Source organism: Marinicauda pacifica, assembly GCF_004793635.1.
In the GTDB taxonomy this organism is placed as follows: domain Bacteria; phylum Pseudomonadota; class Alphaproteobacteria; order Caulobacterales; family Maricaulaceae; genus Marinicauda; species Marinicauda pacifica.
Genome location: NZ_SRXV01000001.1, coordinates 1,049,475 through 1,070,355 on the forward strand (window position 1 = coordinate 1,049,475; position 20,881 = coordinate 1,070,355).

The following is a 20,881-nucleotide window of genomic DNA, read 5'->3' on the forward strand; positions in this document are numbered from 1 at the left end:
GAAAGCCGGGCGCGGTGCGATCGCTGCCTAGCCCTTGGCGCCGGGGTGGCCGGTGACGTCGGTCAGCGTACCCTCGTTCGACCCGGGAGCGTTGGCGAGCACGCTGAACGTGCCGTCAGTTTCCAGGATCACCGCATCCACCTGATCCATGTCGCCCAGACCGCCGACGCGCGCCGCGGCCATCACCTCTTCCCGGCTGACGCGCTCCTTGTGCAGCGCGTCGTCCAGGTAGCGCCCCCTGAAGAACAGCATCGAGGGCTGGGCCTTGATGACATTCTCGAAGGTGTGAGAGCGCGACGAGGCGTAGGCGACCAGGAATTGCAGCACGCACAGCAGCGCGAAGGCGAGCACGCCCTCGCTCAGGCTCACCGTAGAATCCAGCATCACCGAGGCCAGCACCGACCCGAACGCGATCGTGATCACGAAGTCGAACGCATTCATCTTCGACAGCGTCCGCTTGCCGGTCGCGCGCAGCACGGCGATCAGGCCGACATAGGACAACACCCCGACCACAAGGATGCGAAGCAGGTCGTACCAGGTGTCAAAGAACATGAAGCCCCTCCCTTCGGTCAGCCATCAAGGTCGACCTTGCGCTCCCGGTCCCAATAGCGCAGCGCGCCAAGCGTATCGGCCAGGCCCTTCACGTCGCCGGGGGCCTCCAGCCTGATGCAGGCCTCGTCCATCGCGTCGCTCAGCCCGACATTGTCGAACAGGGCCTTCGCTTCGGGCGAATAGGCGATGTATTTGCAGTGGGCGAAGGCGTCGGAGACGAAATCGCGCGACGGCGCGTCATTCACGAGCTTCTTCACGCCGTCCTTCGACGCCAGCACGGCGACCGCATCGTAGAGCACCGAGGGACCGCCATCGATCTTCTGGTCGGCCGGGACGGTCTCGTCATTGTCAAGCGTGATCCCGCCGATTTCCGGGGCGACCAGCTCGACCATGCCGCCGGCATCCTCGATCTCGCTCTTCAACGCCTTGAACAGGTCGGCCGAGACCCCGTGCGTGGCCAGGATGCCGAGCTTGCGCCCCGCAAACGTCTTGCGCGCGCTTTTCAGGATCGAGAGCGCGTCCGATGCCTTCAGCCCCGTTTTCGGCTCGGAGGCCGGCTTGGGCTTGTCGGGCAGTTCCAGCGCGAGACGGTCGGCGACCGTGCCGGCCAGCCCCTCGTCGACATGGCGCAGATGGCCCAGCATGCGCGACCTGATGGCCACCGTCTTCAACTTGCTCAGCTCGAAGGTCAGCGCATCGGCCATGTGCTTCTGCTCGATCTCGGTCTGACTGACATAGAACTGGCGCGCCTGGCTGTAATGGTCGGAGAACGTCTCCGAGCGCGCCCGGAGCTTCGAGCCGGCAACCTCTTGGGGATAGCTCTTGAAGCCCTTGTCGGGATCCTCGCGCGGACCGCCCTCTTCGGTCCCCCAGCTATTGGGCTCGTAATTGGCGCGCCCTTTCGGGTTGGTCATCGCCATGTGCCCGTCCTGCTGGAAATGGCGCATCGGGCATTTGGGGGCGTTGATCGGAATATGGGTGAAGTTCGGCCCGCCGAGGCGTTTGATCTGTGTGTCGAGGTAGGAGAAATTGCGCCCCTGCAGCAGCGGATCGTCGCTGAAGTCGATCCCCGGCACGATGTTCTGCGTGCAGAACGCGACCTGCTCGGTCTCGGCAAAGAAATTGTCGACCACCCGGTCGAGCACCATGCGCCCGACAATGCGTACTGGCACATCCTCTTCGGGGATCAGCTTGGTCGCATCGAGCACGTCGAAATCGAACGTCTCCGCGAAGGCCTCGTCGAAGACCTGAACGCCCAGCTCCCATTCGGGATAATCGCCGGCCTGGATGGCGTCCCACATGTCGCGGCGGTGAAAATCGGGATCGGCGCCGTTGATCTTCAGCGCCTCGTTCCACACCACCGACTGCATGCCAGATTTGGGCTTCCAGTGGAATTTCACGAAGTGCGCCTTCCCGTCCGCATTCACGAAGCGGAAGGTGTGCACGCCGAAGCCTTCCATGAAACGCAGGGAACGCGGAATCGCCCGGTCCGACATGATCCACATGATCATGTGCATGGATTCCGGCGACAGGCTCACGAAATCCCAGAAATTATCGTGTGCGGTCTGAGCCTGGGGAAAGCCGCGATCGGGCTCGGCCTTGGCCGAATGGATGAGGTCGGGGAATTTGAGAGCGTCCTGGATGAAGAAGACCGGGATGTTGTTGCCGACCAGATCCCAATTGCCTTCCTTGGTGTAGAATTTCACCGCGAAGCCGCGCACGTCGCGCGCCAGGTCGGGCGAGCCCTTGTTGCCGGCCACGGTGGAGAAGCGGGTGAAGACCGGCGTCTTCTCGCCCTTGCGCTGGAACAGGTCGGCGCTGGTGATATCCTCCAGCGTATCGGTGCATTCGAAATAGCCGTGCGCGCCGTAGCCGCGCGCATGCACGACGCGCTCGGGGATGCGCTCGTGGTCGAAGTGGAAGATCTTCTCGCGAAAGTGGAAGTCCTCCATCAGCATCGGCCCGCGCGCGCCGGCCCGCAAATGGTTCTGGTCGTCGGAGACGGGAGTCCCCTGCTGGGTCGTCATCGTCTCGTAGCCATCTTTCACGGTCTGACGTGGCGCACCGCCCTTGTCGAGTTCGGAATAGTTGTCATCGCTCATCGGTCGGCTCTTTCTCAGCGGGAATACCTGCTGGAGAGAACCCGGCGCGGACCCATCGGTTCCAGCCGCGCGCGCATGTCTGTATCTGAACCGACAAAAACCGCAGCCGATACTTGATCGTCCGCGTCAAAGGCGGCTAAACCCGGCGATGGAGAGGTGGCCGAGTGGTCGAAGGCGCTCCCCTGCTAAGGGAGTATACCTCAAAAGGGTATCGTGGGTTCGAATCCCATCCTCTCCGCCATTTTCTTCCAAAAAATCGCAATGATTCAATTAGGTGATGTGAGCGGATTTCGGTCTGCCCCATCGAAAAGATTCCTTAGAAGCGGTTCGATCGAGTTTTCAACCCGGGTGCTCGACTACAGCATTTCCTTGCAGCTATACTAATGGCGGCTAGGCGTTGGCAAGCGACGGGGTTTGAATTGCAAAGCGAATTGCGCAGAGCTGATATTTTACGCGCGTTCGAGCAATTTGACGGTGGAGTTCGCCCAGAGCGCTTCGGGACGTCAGTTAATTGGACAGTATTACACCCGGTGAGCGGCGAACCGTATCCGGCTAAAGCGATATTCGCCTTGGCTACGGGCCAATCCAATAAAGATATTAATACTCGGCCAGCTCGCCGAACCCTCGCAGCACTCGGGTTCGAGCTTTTGAAATTCGAGGAGCCTTACAAGGCAAACGCCGAAGGCGGCTGGAGCGAAGCCGAGCTTGTCGCTGCGGCTGAGATTTACGCAAACAGGTGGGAGGCATGGCGGCGCGGGGATTCTGTCAATAAGGCCGCTTACCGGCGCGAGGCCCTAGCCGGAGCGCTAGCCGCGCGTTCGCAAAGTTCATTTGAACGGTGCATGCAGAACATCGCGGCGATTGTCACAGAGGACTTTGGCTTACCGAAACTCCCAGGCTATCAGCCTCTAGGAAAAGTCGGAGCAGGCACACGCGTTACGCTTGCCCAGGCATTCGCCGAAGCGCTGGGCTTACACGACGATGACGAGACGTTCTCGGTGCGCGTGGCGCATGCTCAAGCCGCGCTTCTGGATCAGCCCAGCGGCCCGCCGCCACTTGGTCGGAAAGCGCCAATCCGCTCCACTAGACAAGCGGAGACCTTTGTTCGAGATGCGCGCGTCGCGGCTTGGGTGCTGCACCAGGCGAACGGCAGGTGCGAAGGTTGCGCTTCTTTGGCGCCTTTCACCCGCCCCAATGGCTCGCCCTACCTCGAAATTCATCACATCCACCGCCTAGCCGATGATGGACCGGACATGGTTGATAATACCGTCGCGCTCTGTCCTAATTGTCATCGCCGCGCGCATTTCGGCGAACACGCTGAGCACTTCGCAGCGGCGCTAAAGACTGTTGCTGTGAAGCGGGCCGAATCCACTAGATGATAGTGCGCCTCGAAATCGCGATTTTCGAAATAGTTTGTCCGCAAGAGTAGGAGGCTCCGCGCCGCGTTTGGCCTAGCCCTCTTCCCCGCGCACAAGTACGCTCGGTGCGGCGAACCCTTTATGGTCAAGGAGGGCTTCGCGGGGCCTCGGTCGCCGCCATTCTAGCGCGCGTGCGCGTAACGCTGTCGAAATTCCGCCAATCAGTACGTTAAGGCACGCGCGTGAGAGACGAAAGTAATCCAGGGGCGTGGAGCGGGATGGGTCGTCGTCCCACGGAAGGCTCCAGCTAGATTAGCTGGCACCCCGACAAAAAGCTGGCCTCGTTATCGACGGATAATGATCGGCGCGTTTATGGACGGCAAACCCTCACGCCGGCCTCATCCCCGGCAGAATCCATCGAATCAACACCCGCCCTTCTCACGCATTGATCGAACGCAGCCGGGCTGGTGCGATGAAGCGTGAAGGCTGTGATGGACCTTGAAGCCGCATTATCCGAAGTAAGCTATTCAGTGCGGCGCGTTTTGGCGCGCCTCGATGGCTTGCCCGCGAAGTCTGCGCGTGTGCAGGCCTTCCGGCGATGCAGGCTCAGGTTGGGATGCCGGCTTGTGCGCCACTGATCACAGGGGCAGGCCGATATAGTTTTCGGCGATGGTGGTCTGGGCCGCTCTGGACGAGGCGATGTAGTCCAGTTCGGCCAGCTGCATCTTGCGCCCGAATGGCCCGCTGTCGGGAAAGCGGTGCATCAGATTGGTCAGGGTCCAGGAAAAGCGTTCCGATTTCCAGACCCGGGCCAGCGCGGTGCTCGAATAGGCCTCCACCCCGGCCGCGTCATTCTGCTTGAACCAGGCGATGAGCGCTCGCGACAGATAGGCCACATCGGACGAGGCCAGGTTGAGTCCTTTCGCGCCGGTCGGGGGTACGATGTGCGCGGCGTCGCCGGCCAGGAACAGGCTTCCATAGCGCATGGGTTCGAAGACGAAGGAGCGCAGCGGCGCGATCGATTTCTCCAGCGCCGGGCCGCGCGTGATGCGTGCTGCGGCCTCCGGCCCGAGGCGCAGGTCCAGCTCGTCCCACAGCCGCTCTTCGGGCCAGTTCTCCGGCCGGTCGTCGAGAGCGACCTGGATATAGTAGCGGCTGCGGGTGCGCGAGCGCATGGACGCCAGCGCAAACCCGTTTTCGTGATTGGCGTAGATCAGCTCGTCATTGCAGGGCGGCACATCGGCCAGGATGCCCAGCCAGCCGAACGGATAGACGCGCTCGAACGTCTTGCCGGCCGCGTCGGGCACTGACTGGCGAGACACGCCGTGGAAGCCGTCGCAGCCCGCGATGAAGCGGGCGTCCAGCCGGTGCGTCTCGCCGCCGGCTCGATAGGTGACCGCGGGATGCTCGCTGTCGAGATCGTGAAGCGCCACATCCTCCGCCTCGTAGACGATCTCCAGCCCGCGGCTTCCCGCTGCGTCCATCAGGTCGCGAGTGACCTCGGTCTGGCCGTAGACCATGACGCCATGCCCGGTCAGGCCCTGCAGGTCGATATGGATCAACCGGTCGCCGTCGGCGAGGTAGAAGCCGTCATGGGCAAGGCCTTCGCCATGCATGCGCTCGCCGAGGCCAAGCTGGTCCATCACGTCGACGGTCGTCTGCTCCAGCACCCCTGCCCTGATGCGCGACAGCACGTAATCGGCCGATTTGCGCTCCAGGAGGACCACGTCGATGCCGGCCTGCATCAGCAGGTGCCCCAGCATCAACCCGGCCGGACCGGCGCCGACAATGACGACGTCGGTCTTCATCACTTCATGCCTTCTTCGAGCCGGTAGAGCGTTTCGTAGCAGGGCAGGACCTTGGCGACGGAGCTGTTCGGCTCGCGGCCCTCGCGGATGGCGGCGACGAATTCGCGATCCTGCAACTCGATCCCGTTCATCGAGACGTCGACATCGGAGACGTCGATTGCCTCTTCGCGCCCGGTCACCAGATCGTCATAGCGGGCGATATAGGTTCCATTATCGCAGATGTAGCGGAAGAAGGTTCCCAGCGGCCCGTCATTGTTGAAGGACAGGGACAGGGTGCAAATCTTCCCGCTTTCCGTTTTCAGCTGGATCGACATGTCCATGGCGATGCCGAGTTCGGGATGGGGCGGCCCCTCCACGGCCTGGGCGACCGTGACCGCCTCGCCCGTCTGGTACTGGAAGAGATCGACCGTGTGCGCGGCATGGTGCCAGAGAAGGTGATCGGTCCAGCTGCGCGGCTCGCCCTTGGCATTGGTGTTGGTGCGGCGGAAGAAGAAGGTCTGCACGTCCATCTGCTGGATGGACAAGTCTCCGGCCTTGATCTTGTTGTGGACCCATTGGTGGGAGGGATTGAAGCGGCGCGTGTGGCCGACCATGCAGACCAGCCCGGTCTCCTTCTGCTTGGCCATCACGGCCTGGGCGTCGGCCCAGCTGTCGGCCAGCGGAATCTCCACCTCCACATGTTTGCCCGCCTCCATGCACGCAATCGCCTGCGCGGCATGCATCTGGGTGGGCGTACACAGGATGACGGCATCGACATCGTCTCGCGCGAGCGTCTCGTCGAGGTCGGTCGTGACGTGGCCGATCCCGTATTTCTCCGCGATTTCCCGGCCTTTTTCCTGGGTACGGTCGACCAGGCTGACGACCTCGACGCCGTCGATCTTCTTCAGCCCGTCAAGGTGCTTTTCGCCAAAGGCTCCGGCGCCTGCGAGTGCAAGTTTCATTGGTCATTCTCCAGTACGATGTGTCCTACGGCCGTATTCGATCCCGGCACGTGATAGTGGCGGTGCAGTTCGCGCACCCGGCCCTGGAGCGCGCCGCGCATGATGAGCCACATGACCATCTCGATGCCTTCCGAGCCGGTCTCGCGCAGGTATTCGATATGTTCGATATGACGCAGCCGCTCCGGGTCGGCGGTCAGGTCGTCGAGGAAGCGGGTGTCCCATTCCCGGTTGATGAGCCCGGCCCGCGGTCCCTGCAGCTGGTGGCTCATGCCGCCCGTGCCCCAGATCTGGACGTTGAGGTCTTCGGGATAGCGCGCCACGGCCCGGGCGATCGCCTCGCCCAGCTTCCAGCAGCGATTGCCTGAAGGGACCGGATAGGTCACCACATTGACCGCGACGGGCACCACCTTGACCGGCCAGGCCTCCGGCTGGCCGAACATGACGGAGAGCGGCACGGTCAGGCCGTGATCCACATCCATCTTGTTGATGATGGTCATGTCGAACTCGTCGAGAATGCAGCTCTGGGCGATATGCCAGGCAAAGTCCGCATCGTTCTCGACGACAGGAACCGGGCGCGGGCCCCAGCCCTCGTCGGCCGGCTGGAAGCTGTCCGCACACCCGATCGCAAAGGTGGGAATGAGGTTCATATCGAAGGCGGAGGCGTGGTCGTTATAGACCAGGATGACCACATCGGGCCGGTTCTCGGGCCGGGCGATCCAGTCCTTCGTCCACTCATAGCCGGCAAAGATCGGCTTGAAGTAGTCTTCTTCCGTCTTGCCCTGATCGATCGCCACGCCCAGAAGCGGGATGTGGCTTGTCGCGATGCCTGCGGTCAGCCTGGCCATGTCAGCGACCCTCCCGGATGGAGCGCACGCCGTCCGGCGACCGTCCGCCGGCCTGCATCATCGCCTTGTATTCGTCGACCGACATGCCGGTCATGGTCGAGACCGCCTCGACGAAGGACTTGCCGTCCGTCGAGAAAATCTTGGCGAGATAGTAGATGTTGCCGCCCAGATCGAGCATGCGGTTATAGTCGCGCGCGAGCAGTGCCTCTTTCTGTTCGGAGGTCACCGGCCAGTCGGCGATATAGGCTTCCTCGTCGGCCAGCCAGCGCTTGCGGTTTTCCGCCTTCATCAGGCTCATCGCGAACTGGTTGAGCCAATAGCCCTGGCGCGCCCGCTTCGTCGTGTAGACCCGCGTGCCGGGGATATCCTCGAACTCCGCGAGATAGTCGTGAATATCGGTTGTCATGTCTTGACCTCCTCGGGCCAGTAGAGCCGCATCGGATTGTCCACCAGCAGCTTGCGCTGGAGCTCGGGCGTCGGCGCGATGCGCGGCAGCAGATCGACCAGCGCGCCATCGTCGGGCATGTGCGATTTCAGGTTAGGATGCGGCCAGTCTGTGCCCCAGAGCACACGGTCGGGGAAGCGTTCCACCACGCGGCGCGCGAACGGGACGAAGTCGTCATATCCCGGCGGACCGGACTGGGAGAGGCGTTCGGCCCCGCTGACCTTCGCCCAGATATGCGCGCTCTCGCGCATCAGGCGCAGGAAGAGTTCGAAACCCGGCGCATCCAGCGGCTGGGACACATCGGGACGGCCCATGTGATCGGCCACGGCGATCACCGGCAGGTCCGCCAGAAAATCGTACAGGCCGGGCAGGTCCGCAGCCTCGAAATACACAACGATATGCCAGCCCAGCGGGGCGATGCGCCCCACCAGCTCGCGCAGAACCTCCGGGGGCAGCGGATTGACCAGGCGCCTGACGAAGTTGAAGCGCACGCCCTTGATCCCGCCGGCATCGAGCGCGGCGAGCTCCGCGTCGGTAATGGCCGGCTTGATCGAGGCAATTCCCTTCGCCTTGCCGTGCGAATGCGCGATCGCGTCGATCACCGCGCTGTTGTCGGCCCCGTGGCAGGTCGCCTGCACGATCACATTGCGCGAAAATCCGAGATGGTCGCGCAGGGCGAAAAGCTGATCCTTGGAGGCGTCGCAGGGCGTGTATTTGCGCTCCGGCGCGAACGGGAACTCGTCGCCGGGACCGAAGACATGGCAATGCGCGTCGACCGCGCCGGGCGGCGGCGTGAAATCAGGCGTCTTGGGATTGCTATGCCAGTCGAGCCATCCCGGCGTTTTCTCGAAAGCCGCGGTGCGGGTCATTTGCCCCTCGCTTTCAACGCCCGGTCGAGACGCGGATAGACGCGGCGCGCATTGCCTTCGAAGACCTTGAGCGCATCGGCCTCGGAGAGGTCGAGCGCGTCGACATAGCGCCGCGTATCGTCGAAATAATGGCCCGTCTCCGGGTCGATCCCGCGCACGGCCCCGACCATTTCCGAACCGAACAGGATGTTGTCGATATCGATGACCTCGAACAGGCAGTCGATGCCCGCCTGGTGATAGACGCATGTGTCGAAATAGACGTTCTTCATCACGTGCTCGCCGAGCGGGGGACGCCCCAGCATGTCGGCCAGCCCGCGATAGCGGCCCCAGTGATACGGCACCGCCCCTCCGCCGTGGGGGATGATGAATTTCAGCTCCGGGAAGTCGGCAAACAGGTCGCCTTCCAGAAATTGCATGAAGGCGTTGGTATCGGCGGCGATGTAGTAGGAGCCCGTCGCGTGGAAGGCCTGGTTGCACGATCCGGAGACATGGATCATCGCCGGGACTTCGAGCTCCACCATCTTTTCGTAGATCGGATACCAGTAGCGGTCCGTCAGGGGCGGCGCATTCCAGTGCCCGCCCGACGGGTCGGGGTTGAGATTGCACCCCACGAAGCCGAGCTCGTTCACGCAGCGCTCGAGTTCCTCGATCGCGTCATCCAGCGGCGCGCCCGGGCGCTGGGGCAGCATGCACACGCCGGCAAAGGCGTCCGGATAGAGGCCGGCCACCCGGTGGATCAGATTGTTGCAGGCGCGCGACCAGTCGCGGGCCGTCTCGCCATCGCCGACATGGGGCTCCATCTTCGAGGCGCGCGGCGAGAAGATCGTCATGTCGCCGCCGCGCTCGCGGAGAAGTTTGAGCTGGTTGGCCTCGATGATCTCGCGGATCTCGTCGTCGCTCATCTCCGGCTGCGGCGGGCGCGGCAGGCTCGGGTCTTCCAGCCGCGCCATCTGCGCGTCGCGAAACGCGAGATGGGCCTTGGGCACGAGGGTCTGATGACCATGACAGTCGATGATCATTGGGCTGCCTCCAGCTTGGCCCGGCGGGCCGCCTGCGTCAGTGCGTCGAGCATGGCATCCAGATCCTGATAGTCGGGCTGTTCGGTCAGCGCGCCGGCGCGCGCCTGGCGTTCTGCTGCGGCGGAGCTCATGAGCGGTTCCAGTCCCGCTTCGTTCACGGTCCGGGCCGCTTCGCGCATTTCCTCGGCCCGGCGGCGCCCGTGCTCGAGCGAGCGCGAAATCATGTAGCGCGCCAGCTCCGGCCAGTCCGGGCCCGGGAAGAGATCGTCGAGCGATTTGAGTACCGTGTCTTCCAGCCCGTGATGACGGGCCGTCACCAGGGCCTCGAGCAGCAGCGCCTCCATCCCCTTCACCACGACAGACCGGCACATCTTCGCGGCCGAGGCCTTCCCGAGCTCCGCGGAGAAGACGGTCATGGCCGAGAAGCCGAGCGATTGCGCGACCGGCATGAAGCTCCGCGCGTGCGGTCCTCCGAGCAGGATCGGCGTGGCGAGGCGCTTGGGCGGGACCGGGCTCATCACCGCAGCCTCCACATATTGCCCGCCAGCCGCCTCGATCAGCGATGCGGCCTCGCGCTTCGTGCCGGGTGAAGCCGAGTTGAGGTCGAGATAGACCGCGCCGGGACGCAGCGATCCGGCGACCGAACGGGCCGCCTCCAGGGCGGCTTCGGCCGTCACCGCGGACACGATCAGGCCGGCCCTCGCGGCGGCAGCGTCCGCGCTGGGGGCCGGCTCGACGCGCGAGGACTCCCGGGCTGCGCGCGCCGGCGCGCTGGCCGGATCATCGAAAGCGATGTCGTACGCGGTCAGAGCAGCGCCGCGCCCGGCAATGTCCGCGCCGAGAATCTGGCCCACCTCGCCGAAGCCCAGCAGAACGGTATCGCCCTCCCCCGTCATGGTGCGCTCCACACGCTGGCAGGAATGAAGATGTCGCCGCGCATCAGGAGCCGGGCGGTGCGCAGCAGGGCGGCGCGGCGGACCTCGACCGTGCCGCCGGCCGTGGACACGTCTATATCGACCGTGAAGAAGCCGGTTGGATGCTCCACGTTCAGGCGCCGCTCGCCGTCGCCCGCCTCAATGTCGGCAATCTCCGCCGCGACTGAGCCCGGCAGCATGCAGGCCGTGGCCACGCTGACGGCTCCCAGCACGCCAATCGCCTCGTGCACGCGGTGCGGGATAAAGGTTCGCGTTGCAATGACCCCGCCCTCGCGCGGCGCGGACACCAGGCACATCTTGGGCACGGTCTTGTTCGTCACATCGCCGAGAGTCATGCGCCGGCCCAGCTCCAGCCGGAGCGCCTCGATCCGGGCCTTCAGCTCTGTATCCGCTTCGAGCTCCTGCGGGCTTTCCGCCCCGGTCTTGCCGAATTGCGCCGCGTCCAGGATGACCACGGGCATGCCGTGATCGATGCAGGTCGCGCGCACGCCGTCGACCTCGTCGACGACCTGGCCGGTGGGCAGGAGCGCGCCGCACGATGCCCCGGCGATATCGAGAAATTCAAGCGCAATCGCTGCAGCGGTCCCCGGCACGCCGTCGATCCGCGCATCGCCCGCGTATTCCACCTTGCCCTGCGGTGTCGCGATATGGGCCACCGCAATGCCGCCGGTATTGACCATGTGAATGCGGACCGGCGTGGTGCCGTCCTGCGCGGGGACATGCCCGTTCTCGATCGCCCAGGGTCCGACACCGGCGAGAATATTGCCGCAATTCTGCGTGCCCGAGACCTCGGCCCGGTCCACAGCGACCTGCAGGAAGAGATAGTCGATATCCGCATCCTCGCGCGTGGACGGGGAAAGCACGGCCACTTTGCTCGTGAGCGGATGGCCTCCCCCGGCCCCGTCGATCTGACGCGGATCGGGCGAGCCCATCGCGGCCAGCAGCACGCGGTCGCGCACCGCGATGTCGCCCGGCAGGTCGTCGGCGGCGAAATACAGCCCCTTCGAGGTGCCGCCGCGCATCAATGTGGCCGCGATAGCGCGTTGCATGGCCTAGGAGTCCTCCTCCTGGTCGACATAGACCAGGCCTTTCGCCGCGAGCCGGTCGCGCATGGCGTAGACGTCCAGCCCCAGCTCTCCGGCATTGAGCCGTTCGCGCACCGCGGCCTCCTTCTCCTCGCGCGCCCTGGATTTCTCCAGCACGCCGGCGGCCTCCTCGCGGGCGACGACGCACACGCCGTCATCGTCGGCGACGATCAGATCGCCGGGCCGCACGAGGGCGCCCGCGCACACGACGGGTCTGTTCACGCTGCCCAGCGTCTCCTTGACCGTGCCCTGGGCATGAACGGCCCTGGACCAGACCGGAAACTCCATCGTCCTTAGATCCGCCACATCGCGCACGCCCGCATCGATGATGAGGCCCTTCACCCCGCGCGCCATCAGCGAGCCGGCCAGCAGGTCTCCGAAATAACCGGCATCCGAGCTAGAGGTGGGCGCGACGACGAGCACATCTCCAGGCTGGCACTGTTCGACCGCGACATGGATCATCCAGTTATCGCAGGGCGGGATAGAGACGGTCACGGCCGGGCCGGTGACATGTGCGCCGGTATAGATCGGGCGCATATGCGGGCCGAGCAGGCCCTTGCGGCCCTGCGCCTCGTGCACGGTCGCCACCCCGTAACCGCCGGCGCGGAAAGCATCCACGGTTTCAGGCTCGGTGCGTTTGATATTGCGAACGACGACGGTTTCGCCCATCGCGATGTCCTCCCGGTTTTCTCCATCATCCGGTGAGGCGGTCTGCAAGGCCAATTGATATTTGTTCTGCAATATAAGTATTAGTTGACACACGTGACCCACGAGCAGGAGGAGCGGGCGTGAAACCGGCGGCGGAAACCGAGCCCGATATGCGGGAAAAACCTCTCAACCTGCGCCATTTGCGTGTTTTTCTGGCTGCTGCGCGAACAGGCATGATTTCGCGCGCGGCCGGGGAGATGCACATCACCCAGCCAGCCGCCAGCCAGGCGATCCATAATCTGGAGGAACGCTTCGGAGCCAGCCTGCTGCGCCGGGGCAAGGGCGGCGTCGCCCCGACCAGCGCGGGAGACGTGCTGGCGGGCCGCCTGGAGCGCGCCTTTCGCCATCTCGATGCGGCCGACTCGATACTCTCGAGGCGCGCGGCGCCCCTGCACAGCCATACCACCTCGGCACAGCTCGAAGCGCTGACCGCAATCGTGCAGCAAGGCTCGTTTGTCCTGGCCTCCCGGGCTGTCGGGGTGAGCCGCGCCTCGCTGCACAAATCCCTGCGGGAGCTGGAGCGTGTCGTCGGCACCTCCCTTTTCGAGACCACCAGTTTCGGGGTGCGCCCGACCCGGATCGCGGAGGCGTTCGCGCGCCACGCCCGGCTCTACCGGCACGAGCTGGACCAGGCCGGCGCGGAGATTGCCGCGCTGGGCGGCGGAGAGACGGGCCGGACCGTCGTCGGCGCCATGCCGCTCGCGCGCAGCTATCTTCTGCCCAAGGCCGTCAGCGTGTTCACGCAAGACCATGCCGGCCACAGGGTCTCGATCCTCGAAGGTCCGTACGAATCCCTGCTGCTCGGGCTGCGCCGCGGCGAGATCGATTTCCTCATCGGCGCCATGCGCGAGGATCTGCCCGCCAGGGAACTCGTCGAAGAACCGCTCTTCGACGATGTGCTGTCCATCGTCATGCGGGCCGGACACAAGCTGGCCGCGCAGGCCGAGGTCCCGCCGCACCTGCTGACGGCCTATCCCTGGGTCGCCCCACGCAGCGCAGCGCCGCTTCATGCCCACTTCGTCGACCTGTTCGCGGGCGCGGGGCTGGCGCCGCCGTCCGACATTGTCGAATGCAGCTCGCTGAACGCCGCGCGCATCCTGCTCATGGAGAGCGACCGGCTGATGCTGCTCTCCAACGCCCAGATCGTGCTGGAGCGCGCCGCCGGCATGCTCGTCTCCCGGCCGCATCCCGCAGGCCGCATATCGCGGGCGATCGGCCTGACCTACCGGGCCGACTGGCGCCCGACGCAGGCCCAGTCCACGCTCATGGGTGCCGTCCGCCGGCTGGCGGCGGAGACGTTCGGCCATGGGAAGGCAGGGTTTTGAAGACGCCCGCAACGCAGTATGCATCTCTCATGGTCGCCAGGGGGCCCTTGATGAACAATTTTCACGACACCGGCACGACTGCCGGTCCCGCTGAGGGGACGCTGCGGCAGGCATGCCGGGCCGGACACCGGTCATGAAGCCCGCCCGGCGGTCGCGTCAGCAAATCCAGGCGCTCCTGAAACTGCGCGAATTCATTCTCACCGGCGTCTTCGCCCCCGGCCAGCGCGTGTCCGAACTCGCCGTGGTCGACAAGCTGGGCATTTCGCGGACCCCGGTGCGTCTGGCCCTGACCATGCTCGAACACGAGGGCTTTCTGGAAACCCTGCCCGGCGGCGGGTTTCGCGTGCAGGACTTCTCCGCCGAGGATGTGCAGGACGCCATCGAAATTCGCGGCGGCCTGGAGGGTATGGCGGCCCGGCTTGCAGCGGAAAGACGCCCCTCGCCCGAGGCGCTGGCAGCCATGCGCAGGACAGTGGAGGCCCTGGATGAAGTCGTGCGCTCCCGCGACCCGGCCGACCGGCTGGAGCCCTATATCGAACTGAACGAGGCGTTTCACAGCCAGCTCCTGGACGCGGCTGACAGCACGATGATCCGCCGCTCCATGGCGCATATCGAATCCCTTCCCTTCGCCTCGCCCAACGCCTTTGTCCTCGTCGGCGTCGAAGCCGAGGAGGAGGCCGAAATTCTGAAGTACGGTCAGATCCAGCATCGCCTCATCCTCGAAGCGATCGTCCAGGGCGAAGGGGCGCGCGCTGAAGCGCTGGCGCGCGAACATGCGCGCCTGGCCCGGCGCAATCTGACAACGGCCCTGAGTCGCAGCGATCTGCTGGGTCAGGTGCCGGGCGCGGCGCTCCTGCGCCGCGAGACCGGATCGCAGTCCGACAGCGAGTAGCCGCGCGCTACGGCTCTATGCGCGTTTATTCGGGCTGTTCGCGCCAGATCGATTGCAGGGCGCTGACGAGCGGCTCGCGCATCGCCTCGGGCACGCGCGCCATCATCTCGCGTTCGTGCTTCTCCATTTCCGCCAGGGCCTGTGTGGCCAGGCGCATACCCTCCTCGGTCAGGCGCAGGCCCTGCGACCGCCCGTCCTTGCGTTTGCGCAGGATCAGGCCGCGGCTATCGAGCCGTGCGATGAGTGGCGTCATGTTGGCGCTGGCGATATCGAGCATCCGTCCGATATCGCTTTGCCGGATGCCGGGATTGGCCTGCACGATCACGATAACCGACCCTTCGGTCGGCCGCAGATCGAGCTGGGCAAGCTGATTGGAGAGGTTCGCCATCTCCAGCGAGGACGCGCGGCGCAGAGCGTAGCCGACAAAATTCTTGAGAGGATCGCGCAGTGGGGCTTGCATATCTGGTTCTTGTTGTGGCATCAGCGAAAAAAAGCTATATATCATAGCAATCAAAACGGCATTAGGGGAGGAAGTACGCAATGAAATTTGAACGCGTCAATCCGGTGACTGGGCAAGTCGCCAGTCGTGCCGCCGCGATGACTGCCGCGGACGCGCGTGCGGTGGCCGACCGCGCACAGGCCGCCTTCCCTCTCTGGGCCGCCATGGGACCGAATGCCCGCCGTGCCGTTTTGATGAAGGCGGCCGAGGCTCTGGAAGCTCGCAAGGACGCGTTCGTCGAGGCCATGATGGGGGAAATTGGCGCGACCGCCGGCTGGGCCGGGTTCAACCTGATGCTCGCGGCGGGGATGGTGCGCGAGGCCGCCTCGATCACGACCCAGATCGGCGGCGAGGTCATCCCGTCCGACAAGCCGGGCTGCCTGGCCATGGCGTTGCGCGAGCCGGTCGGGCCCATTCTCGGCATCGCGCCCTGGAACGCGCCGATCATTCTCGGCGTCCGCGCGATCGCCGTTCCGCTAGCGTGCGGCAATTCTGTTGTCCTCAAGGCCTCCGAGACCTGTCCGCGGACCCACGAGCTGATCGTCGAAGCCTTTGCCGAGGCCGGCTTTCCTGAGGGAACGGTCAATGTCGTCACCAATGCTCCAGAGAATGCGGCCGAGATCGTCGGCGCCCTGATCGATCATCCCGCCATCCGGCGGATCAATTTCACGGGATCGACGTCGGTCGGCCGTATCATCGCCAAGCGCGCGGCCGAACACCTCAAGCCCGTTCTTCTCGAACTCGGCGGCAAGGCGCCGCTGCTCGTTCTCGAGGATGCCGACCTTGACGAGGCCGTCAAGGCGGCCGCGTTCGGGGCCTTCATGAATCAAGGTCAGATCTGCATGTCGACCGAGCGGATCATTGTCGTCGACGCCGTCGCCGACGAGTTCGCTTCGCGCTTTGCCGACAAGGCCAGGTCCATGGCCACCGGGGATCCGCGCGAGGGCAACACCCCGCTCGGCGCTGTGGTCGATCGCAAGACGGTCGATACGGTCAACAGCCTGATCTCCGACGCCGAGGGCAAGGGCGCCCGGATTCTGGCCGGCGGCAAGGCCGATAGCGTGCTGATGCCGGCCACGGTCGTCGACGGCGTGACCGACGCCATGAACCTCTACCGCGACGAGAGCTTCGGCCCCGTGGTCGGGATCATTCGCGCAAAGGACGAGGAGGACGCGATCCGCCTCGCCAACGATACCGAATACGGCCTGTCGGCCGCCGTCTTCACCCGCGACACGGCGCGCGGTCTGGGCGTCGCCCGGCGCATCCGGTCCGGCATCTGCCATGTCAACGGCCCCACGGTCCACGATGAACCGCAAATGCCCTTCGGCGGCGTCGGCGCGTCCGGCTACGGCCGGTTCGGCGGCAAGGCGGGCATCGCCGAATTTACCGAACTGCGCTGGATCACCATGGAAACACAACCGGGCCACTACCCGATCTGAACAACATTCGAGGACAAGAAAAAATGACTGAGGCAAGAAAAGCCGATGCGGCTTCACAGCAAGCTGAAGCGGACACGGTCGCCTATGAGGTGAAGGGTCGGATCGCCTGGGTGAAGTTCAATCGCCCCGAGAAGCGCAACTGCATGAATCCGAAACTGAACCGGCAGATGCTGCGCGTGCTCGAAGAGCTGGAGTTCCGCGACGATGTCGGCGTGCTCGTTCTGACCGGCGAGGGTAGCGCCTGGTCGGCCGGCATGGACCTGAAGGAGTATTTCCGCGAGACCGAGGCGCAGGGCCTGGGCGCGGTTCGCCGGACCCAGCGCGAAGCCTATGGCTGGTGGCGCCGGCTGCGCTGGTACCAGAAGCCGACCATCGCGATGGTCAATGGCTGGTGTTTCGGCGGCGGCTACGGCCCTCTCCTCGCCTGCGACCTGGCCTTCGCCGCCGAGGAAGCCCAGTTCGGCCTGTCGGAGATCAACTGGGGCATCCTGCCCGGCGGGGGCGCCACCAAGGTCGCGACCGAACTCCTGTCCTACCGCAACGCCATGTATCACGCGATGATGGGCGAGCCGATCGACGGCCGGAAGGCGGCCGAATGGGGTCTCGTCAACGAAGCTCATCCGCTCGAGACGCTGGAAAGCCGCGTGAGCGAGGTCGCCAACACCCTGCTCGGCAAGAATCCGGCCGCTCTCAAGGCCACCAAGGACGCGATCCGGCGCGTGCGCGAAATGACCTACGACAATGCCGAGGACTATCTCGTGCGCGCACAGGAGGCGGCCAACTCGTTTGACAGTGACGGCCGCAAGGAAGGGATTCGCCAGTTCATCGACGAGAAGGCCTACAAGCCCGGACTGGAGTCCTACGACGCCTCCCGGCAGAAGAAATAACGTCGGTTCATGACCTCTGCGGCTGACTTCATCGCGCTGAATGCCCGTCTCCGTCCCGGGAAGCTGGCAGCCTGCGATCTCGCGAGCGGTCGCCGCTGGACCTATGCACAGCTCCACCTGGCGGTCGGCCGGTTTGCCGCGGCCCTCGCGGCCCGCGGCGTCGGCCGGGATGAACGGGTTGCGGCAATCGCTGGAAATTGTGTGGATCTGGTGTTGCTGCACCATGCCTGCGCCCGGATCGGCGCGATCTACGTGCCGCTGAACTGGCGCCTGTCGCGGACCGAGCTGAGCTGGCTTCTCGACGATTGCGAGCCTGCGCTGGTCACCGGGGACGCCCGGCTCGACGCGGCGGAGATCGAGGGTCTGGCCCTTGACGAGCTTGCCGCCGAGGCCGCGCGCCTCGATCCCATGCCGGACCGGCCGATCGACCCCGACACACCCTCGCTGATCCTCTACACGTCCGGCACGTCCGGACGGCCCAAGGGGGCGGTTCTCAACGAGCGCAATCTGGCCGAGACCGCGATCAACTTTTCCCTGCTCGGACAGGTCACGCCGGACAGCGTCTTTCTGGCCGACGCTCCGATGTTCCATGTCATCGGCCTGGTCACCAATATCCGTCCGGCCTTCATGCGAGGCGGCACGGTCATGGTGTCCGACGGTTTCATTCCCGCGCGCACGCTCGACCGGCTGGGCGATCCGGCCATTGGCGCCACCCATTATTTCTGCGTTCCTCAGATGGCCGCCGCCTTGCGCTCGGAGCCCGGCTTCGATCCGGCGCGGCTGTCGGGCCTGACGGCGCTGTTCACCGGCGGGGCGCCCCACCCGGCCGCCGATATCGCCGCCTGGCTGGACTTCGGCATTCCGGTCGCGGACGGGTTCGGCATGAGCGAGGCCGGCACGGTGTTCGGCATGCCCCTCGATCCGCAGCTCATCCGCGAGCGGGCCGGTTCGGCCGGTCTGGCCACGCCCCGCGTGCAGACCCGGATCGTGGACGAGTCAGGGCGCGAGTGCCCGCTCGGCGAGCCGGGGGAATTGCTGCTGCGCGGCGACAATATCGCGTCGGGCTACTGGCGCCGGCCCGAAGAGAGCCAGGCAGCATTCGTCGATGGCGGCTGGTTCAGGACCGGCGACATCGTGCGTACCGACCCCGAGGGCTATCACTGGCTGGTCGATCGCAAGAAAGACATGTTCATCTCCGGCGGCGAGAACGTCTACCCGGCCGAAGTGGAGGCGGCTCTGGCCGGACATCCGCTGGTCACCGAATGCGCGGTGATCGGAGTTCCCGACGCGCGATGGGGCGAAGTCGGGCATCTCTTCGTGGCGCTGGCCGGCGACGCTGCCGCCGACCGCGATGGCCAGACGGCCCGTGAGGAAATCCTGTCCTCGCTTTCGGCGGTCCTCGCAAAGTTCAAGATTCCCAAACATGTCAGCCTGGTCGACGCGCTCCCGCGCAACGGCGCCGGCAAGGTGCTGAAGGGCGAGCTACGGGCACTGGCGCGGATGGAAGACGCATAAGGCGGGCGCCTCCGGCAGCCCGCTAAAGAATAATCACCCGGAAAGCGGAGAACCGCACGGGGCTCAAGGGGAGGAAGACATGAGTCAGCAACCAGGCGAGATCCTCGCCCAGTCCCGCATGGGCACGATGCAGATTGTGGCCGTGGCCCTCTGCGTCCTGCTCAATGCCCTCGACGGATTTGATGTGCTGTCGATCAGCTTCGCAGCACCCGGCATCGCCGAGGAGTGGAACATCACTCGCGGCGCCCTCGGCGTCGTCCTGTCGATGGAGCTGATCGGCATGGCGGTCGGCTCGGTCCTGCTGGGCCGGACCGCCGATCTGATCGGCCGGCGTCCGACCATCCAGCTCTGCCTGATCGTGATGGTCGCCGGCATGTTCCTGGTCCCCTTCGCCAACGGTCTGACCGAATTGTCCGCCTACCGCCTGATGACCGGACTCGGCATTGGCGGCATGCTGGCCAGCATCAACGCGATGGCTGCCGAGTATTCCAATGCGCGCTGGCGCACGCTCGCCGTCACGGTGATGGCCGCCGGTTATCCGCTGGGCGCCATTGTCGGCGGGTCGATCTCTTCGGTCCTGCTGGCCCAATTTGACTGGCGAGCGATCTTCTTCTTCGGCGGCGCGGTCACCGCGCTCTTCCTTCCGCTGGTGTCGATGCTCTTGCCGGAGTCGATCGAATATCTCGACCGGCGGCGCCCGAGCGGAGCGCTCGAACGGATCAACAAGACACTCACCCGGATGGGCCACGCCACCGTCTCGCGCCTGGCCGACATCCCCGAGAGCACGGACGCGAAGGGCTTCAGGCAGCTTTTCAGCCCGGCGCTCGCACGCATCACCGTGCTGCTCACGGTGGCCTATTTCGCCCACATCATGACCTTCTATTTCATCCTGAAATGGATCCCGAAAATCGTCGTCGATCTGGGCTATGCGCCCTCCCTCGCGGGAGGCGTTCTGGTCGCCGCGAACATTGGCGGCATGGCAGGCTCACTCCTGCTCGGCCTGCTTTCGGTGCGGTTCAACACGCGCTGGCTCGTGATCGGTGCGCTCGGCCTCGCCTTCGTCACGGTGACCTATTTCGGCCTCGGACAGGCCACGCTGGGCCAGCTGGCGCTGGTATCGGCGGTCGCCGGATTCTGCACCAACTCGGCCGTCGTGGGTCTCTACGCGCTCTTCGTCCAGTCCTTCCCGACCGAGGTGCGCGCGAGCGGGACGGGATTTGCCATCGGCATGGGCCGCGGGGGCGCCGCCCTCGGGCCGATCCTGGCCGGCTTCCTGTTCGAGACGGGATTCGGATTGTCGACCGTCGCGCTCATCATGGCGAGCGGATCGCTGGTCGCCATGGTGGCGCTGCTCATGCTCGGACGCCCGAGAGCCGCGGCGTGACCGGGAAGCGGGACGCGCTGCCCGGCCCTGCCAGGCATGGCGGACCGGGTCTGGATCGGCCCGGGTGTTGCAAGCGTGCACCAGCCCCGGCGCTTCCAGAAGGCATCTCAATATCACTATATACGATAGCTTTTAATTGCTATAACTTATAGCTTTTAGTGCAAGCATAGCCTGCAATAATCCGGCAAAGACCGGTCAGGCTTAAAAGGGGAGGAGAACATGGTCCGCAAGGGTCACGGAGCGTTCACGCTCGCAGGACGCGCATGTCCTAAA

The 20,881-nt window shown here is 65.0% G+C and carries 19 protein-coding genes and 1 tRNA gene; 8 read left to right on the forward strand and 12 right to left on the reverse strand.

The genetic code is table 11. The features are described 5' to 3' along the window. Positions 1-27: 27 nt before the first annotated feature. Positions 28-552 carry a DUF421 domain-containing protein gene (locus tag E5162_RS05050; protein WP_135943838.1) on the reverse strand — a complete coding sequence of 175 codons (525 nt, stop codon included), beginning with the start codon at positions 550-552 and terminating at the stop codon, positions 28-30. Between the two features lie 17 nt (positions 553-569). Beyond that, positions 570-2,654 (reverse strand): catalase, encoded by a 2,085-nt coding sequence (locus tag E5162_RS05055; RefSeq protein WP_135943839.1) that lies wholly within the window; start codon positions 2,652-2,654, stop codon positions 570-572. Between the two features lie 150 nt (positions 2,655-2,804). On the opposite strand from E5162_RS05055, the gene E5162_RS05060 reads away from it, so the two are divergent. After that, positions 2,805-2,895, forward strand: a tRNA-Ser gene (locus E5162_RS05060). Positions 2,896-3,073: 178 nt separating this feature from the next. Continuing rightward, the gene (locus tag E5162_RS05065; RefSeq protein WP_158291198.1) at positions 3,074-4,033 is read left to right on the forward strand and encodes an HNH endonuclease; all 960 of its coding nucleotides are present in this window, start codon (positions 3,074-3,076) and stop codon (positions 4,031-4,033) included. Between the two features lie 617 nt (positions 4,034-4,650). On the opposite strand, the gene pobA is transcribed toward E5162_RS05065, so the two are convergent. From pobA to E5162_RS05110, 9 genes are read right to left on the reverse strand one after another with little or no spacing between them, the layout of a single operon-like run. Beyond that, the gene (gene pobA, locus E5162_RS05070) at positions 4,651-5,820 is read right to left on the reverse strand and encodes a 4-hydroxybenzoate 3-monooxygenase (RefSeq protein ID WP_135943841.1); all 1,170 of its coding nucleotides are present in this window, start codon (positions 5,818-5,820) and stop codon (positions 4,651-4,653) included. After that, positions 5,820-6,761, reverse strand: a complete 942-nt coding sequence (locus E5162_RS05075; RefSeq protein WP_135943842.1) for a Gfo/Idh/MocA family oxidoreductase — start codon at positions 6,759-6,761, stop codon at positions 5,820-5,822. The genes pobA and E5162_RS05075 overlap by 1 nt, the downstream gene beginning before the upstream one ends. Further along, positions 6,758-7,606: a class III extradiol dioxygenase subunit beta gene (locus E5162_RS05080; protein WP_135943843.1), complete on the reverse strand. Its 849-nt coding sequence runs from the start codon at positions 7,604-7,606 to the stop codon at positions 6,758-6,760. The genes E5162_RS05075 and E5162_RS05080 overlap by 4 nt, the downstream gene beginning before the upstream one ends. 1 nt (position 7,607) lies before the next feature. Further along, positions 7,608-8,012, reverse strand: a complete 405-nt coding sequence (gene ligA, locus E5162_RS05085; RefSeq protein ID WP_135943844.1) for a protocatechuate 4,5-dioxygenase subunit alpha — start codon at positions 8,010-8,012, stop codon at positions 7,608-7,610. Beyond that, positions 8,009-8,920: an amidohydrolase family protein gene (locus E5162_RS05090; RefSeq protein WP_135943845.1), complete on the reverse strand. Its 912-nt coding sequence runs from the start codon at positions 8,918-8,920 to the stop codon at positions 8,009-8,011. Before E5162_RS05090 ends, ligA begins: the two co-directional genes overlap by 4 nt. Then, positions 8,917-9,939, reverse strand: a complete 1,023-nt coding sequence (locus E5162_RS05095) for an amidohydrolase family protein (RefSeq protein WP_135943846.1) — start codon at positions 9,937-9,939, stop codon at positions 8,917-8,919. Before E5162_RS05095 ends, E5162_RS05090 begins: the two co-directional genes overlap by 4 nt. Continuing rightward, on the reverse strand, positions 9,936-10,835 hold the full coding sequence (locus E5162_RS05100) for an NAD(P)-dependent oxidoreductase (protein WP_135943847.1): 900 nt from the start codon (positions 10,833-10,835) through the stop codon (positions 9,936-9,938). The genes E5162_RS05095 and E5162_RS05100 overlap by 4 nt, the downstream gene beginning before the upstream one ends. After that, a complete protein-coding gene (locus tag E5162_RS05105; protein ID WP_135943848.1) occupies positions 10,832-11,923 on the reverse strand; it encodes a 4-oxalomesaconate tautomerase in 1,092 nt (363 codons plus the stop codon). The genes E5162_RS05100 and E5162_RS05105 overlap by 4 nt, the downstream gene beginning before the upstream one ends. Before the next feature lie 3 nt (positions 11,924-11,926). Then, positions 11,927-12,628 (reverse strand): 4-carboxy-4-hydroxy-2-oxoadipate aldolase/oxaloacetate decarboxylase, encoded by a 702-nt coding sequence (locus E5162_RS05110; protein WP_135943849.1) that lies wholly within the window; start codon positions 12,626-12,628, stop codon positions 11,927-11,929. A 119-nt stretch (positions 12,629-12,747) separates the two neighbouring features. Between E5162_RS05110 and E5162_RS05115 the strand changes: the two genes are divergently transcribed. Together E5162_RS05115 and E5162_RS05120 are read left to right on the forward strand one after the other, a co-directional pair. Next, complete coding sequence (locus E5162_RS05115) at positions 12,748-13,992, forward strand: LysR family transcriptional regulator (RefSeq protein WP_135943850.1); 1,245 nt, start codon at positions 12,748-12,750, stop codon at positions 13,990-13,992. A gap of 133 nt (positions 13,993-14,125) precedes the next feature. Then, positions 14,126-14,884 (forward strand): GntR family transcriptional regulator, encoded by a 759-nt coding sequence (locus tag E5162_RS05120; RefSeq protein ID WP_135943851.1) that lies wholly within the window; start codon positions 14,126-14,128, stop codon positions 14,882-14,884. A 25-nt stretch (positions 14,885-14,909) separates the two neighbouring features. Here E5162_RS05120 and E5162_RS05125 read toward each other — a convergent pair whose 3' ends face one another. Beyond that, positions 14,910-15,344 (reverse strand): MarR family winged helix-turn-helix transcriptional regulator, encoded by a 435-nt coding sequence (locus E5162_RS05125; protein ID WP_158291199.1) that lies wholly within the window; start codon positions 15,342-15,344, stop codon positions 14,910-14,912. An 80-nt stretch (positions 15,345-15,424) separates the two neighbouring features. On the opposite strand from E5162_RS05125, the gene E5162_RS05130 reads away from it, so the two are divergent. The 4 genes from E5162_RS05130 (at position 15,425) to E5162_RS05145 (ending at position 20,608) form a co-directional block, all read left to right on the forward strand. Next, positions 15,425-16,822 carry an aldehyde dehydrogenase gene (locus E5162_RS05130; protein ID WP_135943853.1) on the forward strand — a complete coding sequence of 466 codons (1,398 nt, stop codon included), beginning with the start codon at positions 15,425-15,427 and terminating at the stop codon, positions 16,820-16,822. A 23-nt stretch (positions 16,823-16,845) separates the two neighbouring features. Then, the gene (locus E5162_RS05135; protein WP_135943854.1) at positions 16,846-17,709 is read left to right on the forward strand and encodes a p-hydroxycinnamoyl CoA hydratase/lyase; all 864 of its coding nucleotides are present in this window, start codon (positions 16,846-16,848) and stop codon (positions 17,707-17,709) included. Between the two features lie 9 nt (positions 17,710-17,718). Next, positions 17,719-19,224 carry an AMP-binding protein gene (locus E5162_RS05140; RefSeq protein WP_135943855.1) on the forward strand — a complete coding sequence of 502 codons (1,506 nt, stop codon included), beginning with the start codon at positions 17,719-17,721 and terminating at the stop codon, positions 19,222-19,224. Positions 19,225-19,303: 79 nt separating this feature from the next. Beyond that, the gene (locus E5162_RS05145) at positions 19,304-20,608 is read left to right on the forward strand and encodes an MFS transporter (RefSeq protein WP_135943856.1); all 1,305 of its coding nucleotides are present in this window, start codon (positions 19,304-19,306) and stop codon (positions 20,606-20,608) included. Positions 20,609-20,881 lie beyond the last annotated feature (273 nt).